Source organism: Rickettsia sp. (assembly GCF_965035265.1).
The window spans coordinates 1-8,312 of sequence record NZ_CBCDJS010000058.1; the positions used below are offsets into that span (position 1 = coordinate 1).

Here is an 8,312-nt window from a genome sequence, read left to right on the forward strand (position 1 = left end):
ATACTTTTTAAACCGTAAGATGTTGCTACATCGTTGTTAAGTGTAAAAATAAGAGGATTACTAGTATGCTCAAGGCCTGCATTTTTTATTACTAATGGTGTCTTGTTTATAATGATATTATTTAATATATTTGCACCTAATGAATTTGATTCATCTGCTAATGTTATTGTAACTAATTTAGTATCAACAGGTGATATATCGATTAGATCTGCTTTAGATAGGACTTTTAACATATTATTTCTCCTTATATTAATTTAATGTGAAGAAAATATACTAAATAATATTTAAAAACTCAACAGATAAACTAATTTTTTAATAATTAATTAATAGTTCGTATTTTTTAAGATACTTGTTAATTATAGTTATTATTGCATCTAAACCATTTCTACTAGCTGATTCAGCCCGTGCAACTATAATAGATTCGGTATTAGAGCTACGCAGTAACCACCAACCATGCTCAGTATTTACCCGCACACCGTCTATATCATTAAATTCTATTTTATCATCAAGCAATTTTTGTTTTATTTCTTCTATAATTTTTAGCTTTAATTCTGAAGAAACAAATATTTTAATTTCCGGTGTACTATAGCTTTTGGGTAAATCTTCTATTATCTCGTCTAGAGTTTCACTTGATTTGCTAAGTAAATCTAAAAATCTAAGAGCTGCATAAATTGCATCATCAAAACCAAAATATTTATCAGCAAAGAATATATGCCCACTCATTTCACCCGCAAGCAAAGCCTTTGTCTCGAGCATTTTGCTTTTAATAAAAGGGTGACCTGTTCGCCATATTATAGGATTTCCGCCAAATGACTTAATTCTATCAACTATAAATTGGCTTGCTTTTACATCAACTATTATAGTTGCATTTGGATTTTCCTTTAAAATATCCTCAGCAAAAATACATAAAATTTGATCACCGAATAATATCTTCCCACCCCCGCTAACAATACCTAAGCGATCACCATCACCGTCAAAAGCTATACCAAGATCACAATTTTGTTCTTTAACTAATTTAATTAGCTCTTGTAAGTTAGCAGGATTCGTAGGATCAGGATGATGGCTTGGAAAATTTCCGTCAATTTTACTATTTATGATTATATTCTTGTTAGCTAAATGTTTTTTTAGTGCTTCAATAATATTGCCCGTTGCTCCGTTACCAGAATCCCAAGCTATTTTTAATTTCGGGTTAATGTTTATTTCTTCTAAAATACGCTTTAGATATTTAGATCGTATGTTATTGTCGTATTCTATGTCATTCCCGCGAAAGCGGGAATCCATGTATCCACTTGTATTAAGCTGGATTCCTGCTTTCGCAGGAATGACACAAGAGGAAGTAGGAATGACGTGATCATGCAAAATCCTCGTCAATAAATCCTGTATTTGAGGACCGAAAAAAGATTTGCCGTTTTGCAGTATTTTAAAGCCGTTATCGTCACGAGGGTTATGTGATCCCGTAACCACAATACTACCGGCAGGCATAAAGTGTTTATCGGCAAAATATAAAACTGGTGTTGGAACTATGCCAATATTTATGATTTCAGCTCCTGCATCAGTTAATCCTAATTCTAAGGCTTTACAAAGGGTAGGGGAACTAAGCCGACCGTCTAAACCAACACAGATTTTGTTGTTATCCTTCGTTATAGTCATCCCGGCAAAACAAAATCCTATCTTATAAGCTACTTCTTCCGTTAAGTCTGTAAGGCTATTGCCTCTTATATCATAAGCCCTAAAAATTTCTTTGTTTATGTTCATGAAAACTAATTTAAGTGTTGTTATATGATTCTTGTGTCATTTCTGAGTGGCATTGTTGCGTGGATACCAAATCGTCATTGCGAGCAGTCGTAGACTGCGTGGCAATCTCATGAAATAATGACAAACTCCTGGGATTGCTTCGTCGAATTACTACGTAATTCTTCTCGCAATGACGAGTTTGTATAGTCTACAAACTAAAGCTTTCTCCTAAATACACTTCTTTAACTTTCTTGCTATTTGCTATCTCTTTAGCACTTCCTTCTAATAATACTTTACCTTCAAAAATAACATAAGCACGATCAACTATATCTAAAGTGTCACGCACGTTATGATCGGTAATTAAGATACCTATATTGAACTCACGTAAATAAGTAATTAGGTTTTTGATATCAGATATAGCAAGAGGATCAATACCTGCAAGTGGTTCATCAAGCATGATAAATTTAGGCTCTATTGCAAGTGAGCGTGCGATCTCAAGCCTACGCCTTTCACCGCCTGATAAACTAGCGGCAGAAAGATCTTTTAAATGCACTATCGAAAATTTCTCTAGTAAATTATGAGTTTTTTGTTCAATTACTTCTTTGTCGTTTTCAGATATTTCAACTACAGCCTTAATGTTATCCTCAACAGACAATCCACGAAATATTGAAGGTTCTTGAAGAAGATAGCCGATTCCAAGCTTTGCTCTTAAATAAATAGGTAAATTTGTAATATTTGTATCATTTAAAAGCAATTGTCCGGAATCCGGCTTCATTAAACCGATAATAATGTTAAAACAAGTTGTTTTACCGGCTCCGTTAGGACCGAATAAACCAACTATTTCTCCTTGTTTTATATTAAGAGATATATCGCTTAATATATTTCTTTTTTTATATGCTTTTGATATATTTTTAACTTGTAAGCTGTCCATCTTTTTTATTTGTGTGTTTTTTGTGGATTAATTCTCAACGTCATTGCGAGCAGTCGTAGACTGCGTGGCAATCTCGTCAAATATCCTAAGATTGCTTCGTCAATTATTTCATAATTTCCTCGCAATGACGTACCAAAGAATGTTATTTCCTAACAATATCTACATAATAGATTAGTTTATTAGTTTTTAAAACATTATCGTCACGTTGTAATATTACATTACCAAGTAGAATAAGTTGTTTATTATCGAAAAAATATTCAGCTGAATCTGCAATTAATAATTCATTATTTATTTTTCTCTCTACAGTCAATTTAGTAGGAATAACTATATAATCAATAGTTCGCTTTTCATCTATTGTTTTATAAAAAATATATAATTCTTTCGTTCTAAGTATTGCATTATCGAAATAAACAACAACATTTCCAAGATATTCTGCCTTTTGTTTAGTTCTATCAATAATTAAAGTATCAGAAGTTATATGTAAATTAGAAATATCTTTATCATTAGCATATATTACAGTACTAATTATGAGAATCAAAACAAGTTTAATAATCCGATAAATCGATGATTGTAGAGACATTGCCTTTAAAAATTATAATATTATTTTCATCCACAGTATTAAAACTATCCGAAGTAACGGAAGAGTTTTTGTAAAGTAACGTAGCAGGCGAATTACCGGTTATATTCTTATTTACTAAATCAATCCGTGCATCATTAGTGTTAAATATGACCTCATCAAAATAAAGTTTTACATCGTTTTTTAAATCTAATATGTTTGATTCTTCGTCTAAAAAGCCTTCTTTCGCATGTATGGTGAGAGTTTGGTCTTTATTTACGTTATAAATAGCATTTATTATATCTAATTTATATTTGTTATCCGACTCTTTTATAGCTCGCTTAGTTTTAATTGTATAAGCATTTAAGTTTTTATTTACTCCCTCAAAAATTGAATCTTTCAATATAATATTATATTTTAAATCAAAACTTTTATTATCTTTTAAGCTTTTTTTTGTAACATTAATATCTTCTTCTTCATTAGCATAACCACTTTTAATTAGTATATATCCCATATACAAAATTCCAAGTATTATTAAAAAATAGACAGATTTCCAAATTTTTTTCCGCCGTTTATAGGAAGAGGGCATAAATTTTAGCTAACTCCTACCTTCAGTAAATCATGAATATGAATAATACCTGTAATGATATTATCATCAACAATCGGTATGTTAGTGATATTTTTAGATTTCATTAAATTTAAAGTTTCTTTTGCAAATGTTTCGGATGAAATACAGGTAGGATTCTTAGTCATAATACTTGATGCTGTTTTTAAGTGGATTTGATCACTGATATGACGACGTAAATCACCGTCCGTTATGATTCCTAGCAGATTTTTATTTTTATCTGTTACGATTGCACACCCCAAACGTTTTTTATTCATAATGATTACAGTTTCAGCAAAAGAAGTATCCTCATATACTAAAGGTATTTCATCACCGCTACGCATTAGGTTTTTAATTTTTGTTAAATTAGCACCTATTGTACCTCCCGGATGATAAATCTTAAAATCATCTTTGGTAAAGCCTCGCTTTTCATGTACGGCAGTCATTAATGCATCGCCGAGCGATAACATTATTAAAGATGATATAGTAGGAGCACCTATTACAGAAGCTTCCGGATATTCAGGTATTATTAATAAAAAATCACTTCTTTTAGCTAAAGTGGAATTTTTATTCATTGTCATTGCAGCAATTTTTATGGAAGAGTTCTTGCAATATGCGGTTATATTAAATAACTCTTTAGTTTCACCGGAATTAGAAAGCATAATAACTAGATCATCTTTTGTAATCATTCCTAAATCGCCATGACTTGCTTCTGCCGGATGTAAATAGAAAGCAGGCATACCGGTTGAGGAAAAGCTAGCAGCTATTTTCCTTGCAATATAACCGCTTTTACCTATGCCGGTTAAAATTACCCGTCCTTTGAAAGACAGTAAAAATTCTACAATCTTATTAAAATCTTCAGGGATATTTTCGGATAATTTTTCTAAAGCACTCGCTTCATTAGAAATAACCCTCTTTGCGATGGCACGATAATTATTTGTGTCGGTCATTGTTTTTGTCATACCGCGACTTGATCGCGGTATCCATTTAAGTATTATTAGATACCGCGATCAAGTCGCGGTATGACACAGAGCTATGCTATGACAAGATCAATTAAAATACTTACGTTCTGTAACTGTTTCAGCCGTTTCAGCATTATTTTCTTCATTCCAAGCTCGTTTTTTACCAACGTCTCGTTTTTCAGACTCTTGGTTTTCTTTAGAGTTATTTCTTGGCTTTGGATTATTTGAAGATTTATCCTTATCGGCATTTTTAATAGTTAGTTTTGCTTTGCCCTTATTATCAAAACCTATTAGCTTAACTTTTACTATATCGCCTTGTTTTAAAACACTGCTAACCGTTTCTATTCTTTCTTCTGAAATTTCACTAATATGAACAAAGCCGTCTTTATTACCTAAATAATTAATAAAAGCACCGGAATCTAAGACCTTCATTACCGTACCGTTAAATATTTCACCGATTTCAGGTTCAACGGCAATAGCTTTAATTTTATCTAATGCAATTTTTACTTTGTCTTTATCTGAAGCATAAACAGAAACGCTGCCGTCATCGCTTATATCTATTTTAGCACCGCTAGTTTCACAAATTTCCTTTATTACTTTACCACCAGGTCCTATAATATCTCTAATTTTATCTTTATCTATTTTTATAGTAGTAGTAGAAGGAGCATTTTTACTTAGTTCGCTATTTGGTTTACTGATAACTTTATTCATTTGCTCAAGTATATGCAAACGACCAAGCCGTGCTTGTTCTAAAGCTACTTTCATTATATCAAAGTCCACACCTCGTATTTTGATATCCATCTGTAATGCAGTAATCCCTTCGCTAGTTCCTGCAACCTTAAAGTCCATATCACCTAAATAATCTTCATCGCCGAGAATATCCGATAATACGGCAAATTTTTTGCCTTCCTTAACAAGTCCCATAGCAATACCCGCAACTGGTGCTTTTATCGGTACGCCGGCATACATTAAAGCAAGAGAACTACCGCAAACAGTTGCCATTGAAGAAGAACCGTTAGACTCTGTAGTTTCCGCAACTACTCTAATAGAATAAGGAAATTGTACTTTAGTAGGTAATAAAGGATTAATAGCACGCCAAGCAAGCTTACCATGCCCGACTTCACGACGACTAGGTGCTTTCATCGGCATTGCTTCATTTACGGAGTAGGGCGGGAAGATATAATTGAGCATAAAACGCTCTTTATACTCACCCTCTAAACTATCAACTATTTGCTCATCTAAGCTAGTACCAAATGTAGCACTAACTAAGCTTTGTGTCTCACCTCTAGTAAATAAAGCTGAGCCATGAGTGCAAGGTAACAGCCCGATCTCACAGGCAATTTGTCTTATATCCGTGGTACTTCTTCCATCGATACGTCTATTTTTTTCTAAAATCTCGTTACGTAATATATCTGATTCAATAGATTTTAAAGCCGATTCGATTTGATAATTATTATATTTTTTATTTTCTATGTCGCTTACAAAATGCGTAAGAACTTTTTCAGGTATTAAATCTAAATTAGTGCTACGTTCTTGTTTAGATTTAATCGCAAAAGCTTGTTCAATTTCTTTTGCAAATAACTTCTCAATTTCGTTTTTTAATGAGGCAGGATATAAATCTTGCATTTCAAGTTTTGGTTTTTTAGCTTCTTCTGCTAGTTCTTTAATTATCTTTACTACCGGCTGGAAGCTCTCAAAGCCAAATTTTACAGCTTCTAGCATTTGTTCTTCAGAAAGTAAATGAGCTTCCGATTCAACTGTCATTACTGAATCCGTTGTTCCTGCAACTACTAAATCAAGCTGACTTGTTTTTAATAATTCAAGTGTCGGATTTAAAACAAATTCACCGTTGATCAATCCTACTTTGCTTGCAGCAACTATTTCTAGATAAGGAGCAGGGGATAGGCTAAGTGCAGCCGATGCACCGATAATTGCAAGTATATCTACCGGAGTTTCAGGATCATATGAAAGAACACTGCAAGTTACATGCGTTTCATTCACAAAAGACGGATGAAATAACGGTCTGATCGGTCTATCTATTAAACGAGATACTAAAACTTCTCTATCTGACGCTTTTCCTTCACGCTTAAAAAAACCACCAGGTATTTTACCGGCAGCAGATGCCATTTCTCTATAATTAATTGTTAAAGGAAAAAAACCGATACCTTCTTTTGCTTTGTTAGCTACTACTGCTGTACATAGTAAAACAGAGTTACCCATTTTTACCGTAACCGCACCATCAGCCTGACGTGCTATTTTACCTGTACTAAGTTCAAGAACTTTCCCGTTCCATGTAACACTCTTAGTTATTTCGTTAAACATCTATTTATCTCATTTCATAATTTATATTTTTTGTATTCTATCCCGTCATTGCGAGGAAATTACGAAGTAATTGTACGCCCGCAATCTCAGGAGTTTGTTATTATTTCATGAGATTGCCACGCAGCCTATGGCTGCTCGCAATGACGACTTGGCATCTACATAGGCAATGCCTAATCACAATGACGATTATCTTACTACTTTACTTTCCTAATTCCTAGCTTACTTATTAAGTCTAAATATTCGCTAATACTATTCTTTTTAATATAGTTAAGTAATCTACGACGGCGTCCGACTAAAATTAATAATCCACGTCTTGAAGTATGATCTTTATGGTTAGATTTAAAATGCTCGGTTAAATTATTGATTCTTTGAGTTAAGATAGCACATTGCACCGCACTTGAACCAGTATCATTTTCCGTTATAGCATATTCTTTAATTAATTGTTGTTTACGTTCTTGTGTAATCGACATCGATAATTTCTCCTTAAAATATATAGATTTCTAGTTTTAAAAGAATTCTACGGTGTTAAATTAAATACTCGTAAAGAATTAAAGCAACCTTCATTTAAGCTACCTATTGCAAGCAAAACGCCTTTATAGCGAACCCATAAAAGATTAACGTCTTTTTCATAATCAAATAGGCATTTCTGTCCATATTTAATTTGCTGTGCTTGGCTGTCAGTTGCATCAAGAACCAGGATGTCGTCCAGTATTGCTTCTATCTTTATACTTTTTGTTTCAAGAAATTCTTTTGTAATTTCTTCGGGTAAAATAATATGAATAGCATTTTCTTCTTTAAATATTCCAACCTGAGTACGGCGTAATTCTATCACAAATCCTAAACTTTGCAAGGATAATGCCAAATCTTCTGCTAAAGTCCTTATATAAGTACCTTTTGAGCATTCTACACTATAGGTAGCGGTAGCATTTTTCTCATCAAAATTTAAACATTTTAGATCATAAATAGTTATATTTCTTGGCTTTAATTCTACTTCTTTCCCACTTCTTGCCAATTTATAGGCTCTTACGCCGTTAACCTTAAGAGCAGAAAAAGCCGGCGGTATTTGAGTTATGCTACCGATAAATTTAGAGCATACGGCATAAGCTGCTTCTTGAGAAGGGATATAATCTTTTGTTGCTATTACGGTGCCGGCATAATCACCGCTATCGGTTTGCGTCCCGAATTTTACAGTAAAAATATAGG

At 33.0% G+C, this 8,312-nt stretch carries 8 protein-coding genes and 1 pseudogene; all 9 read right to left on the reverse strand.

From position 1 onward, the window contains the following. Positions 1-233, reverse strand: a pseudogene (locus AC1Z7D_RS04670) (hypothetical protein); the annotation flags it as partial. A 79-nt stretch (positions 234-312) separates the two neighbouring features. After that, a complete protein-coding gene (locus tag AC1Z7D_RS04675) occupies positions 313-1,755 on the reverse strand; it encodes a phosphomannomutase/phosphoglucomutase (protein WP_482602409.1) in 1,443 nt (480 codons plus the stop codon). 187 nt (positions 1,756-1,942) lie between these two features. Next, positions 1,943-2,665, reverse strand: coding sequence for an LPS export ABC transporter ATP-binding protein (gene lptB, locus AC1Z7D_RS04680; RefSeq protein ID WP_482602411.1), 723 nt, complete (start codon positions 2,663-2,665; stop codon positions 1,943-1,945). 142 nt (positions 2,666-2,807) lie between these two features. Further along, positions 2,808-3,245: an LptA/OstA family protein gene (locus AC1Z7D_RS04685; protein WP_482602413.1), complete on the reverse strand. Its 438-nt coding sequence runs from the start codon at positions 3,243-3,245 to the stop codon at positions 2,808-2,810. Then, the gene (gene lptC, locus AC1Z7D_RS04690) at positions 3,211-3,810 is read right to left on the reverse strand and encodes an LPS export ABC transporter periplasmic protein LptC (RefSeq protein WP_482602415.1); all 600 of its coding nucleotides are present in this window, start codon (positions 3,808-3,810) and stop codon (positions 3,211-3,213) included. Before lptC ends, AC1Z7D_RS04685 begins: the two co-directional genes overlap by 35 nt. 5 nt (positions 3,811-3,815) lie before the next feature. Then, positions 3,816-4,775: a KpsF/GutQ family sugar-phosphate isomerase gene (locus tag AC1Z7D_RS04695; RefSeq protein ID WP_482602423.1), complete on the reverse strand. Its 960-nt coding sequence runs from the start codon at positions 4,773-4,775 to the stop codon at positions 3,816-3,818. Between the two features lie 99 nt (positions 4,776-4,874). Beyond that, on the reverse strand, positions 4,875-7,109 hold the full coding sequence (pnp, locus tag AC1Z7D_RS04700) for a polyribonucleotide nucleotidyltransferase (protein ID WP_482602417.1): 2,235 nt from the start codon (positions 7,107-7,109) through the stop codon (positions 4,875-4,877). A 194-nt stretch (positions 7,110-7,303) separates the two neighbouring features. Next, positions 7,304-7,579, reverse strand: coding sequence for a 30S ribosomal protein S15 (rpsO, locus tag AC1Z7D_RS04705; RefSeq protein ID WP_482602419.1), 276 nt, complete (start codon positions 7,577-7,579; stop codon positions 7,304-7,306). A 47-nt stretch (positions 7,580-7,626) separates the two neighbouring features. Beyond that, positions 7,627-8,312, reverse strand: a 686-nt coding sequence (gene truB, locus AC1Z7D_RS04710) for a tRNA pseudouridine(55) synthase TruB (RefSeq protein ID WP_482602421.1), incomplete at its 5' end; no start/stop codon positions are given.

Coding starts and splice junctions, on each gene's coding strand:
- AC1Z7D_RS04675 (WP_482602409.1), bottom strand. CDS start 1,755: ATGAACATAAACAAAGAAATTTTTAGGGCTTATGATATAAGAGGCAAT.
- lptB (WP_482602411.1), bottom strand. CDS start 2,665: ATGGACAGCTTACAAGTTAAAAATATATCAAAAGCATATAAAAAAAGA.
- AC1Z7D_RS04685 (WP_482602413.1), bottom strand. CDS start 3,245: ATGTCTCTACAATCATCGATTTATCGGATTATTAAACTTGTTTTGATT.
- lptC (WP_482602415.1), bottom strand. CDS start 3,810: ATGCCCTCTTCCTATAAACGGCGGAAAAAAATTTGGAAATCTGTCTAT.
- AC1Z7D_RS04695 (WP_482602423.1), bottom strand. CDS start 4,775: ATGACCGACACAAATAATTATCGTGCCATCGCAAAGAGGGTTATTTCT.
- pnp (WP_482602417.1), bottom strand. CDS start 7,109: ATGTTTAACGAAATAACTAAGAGTGTTACATGGAACGGGAAAGTTCTT.
- rpsO (WP_482602419.1), bottom strand. CDS start 7,579: ATGTCGATTACACAAGAACGTAAACAACAATTAATTAAAGAATATGCT.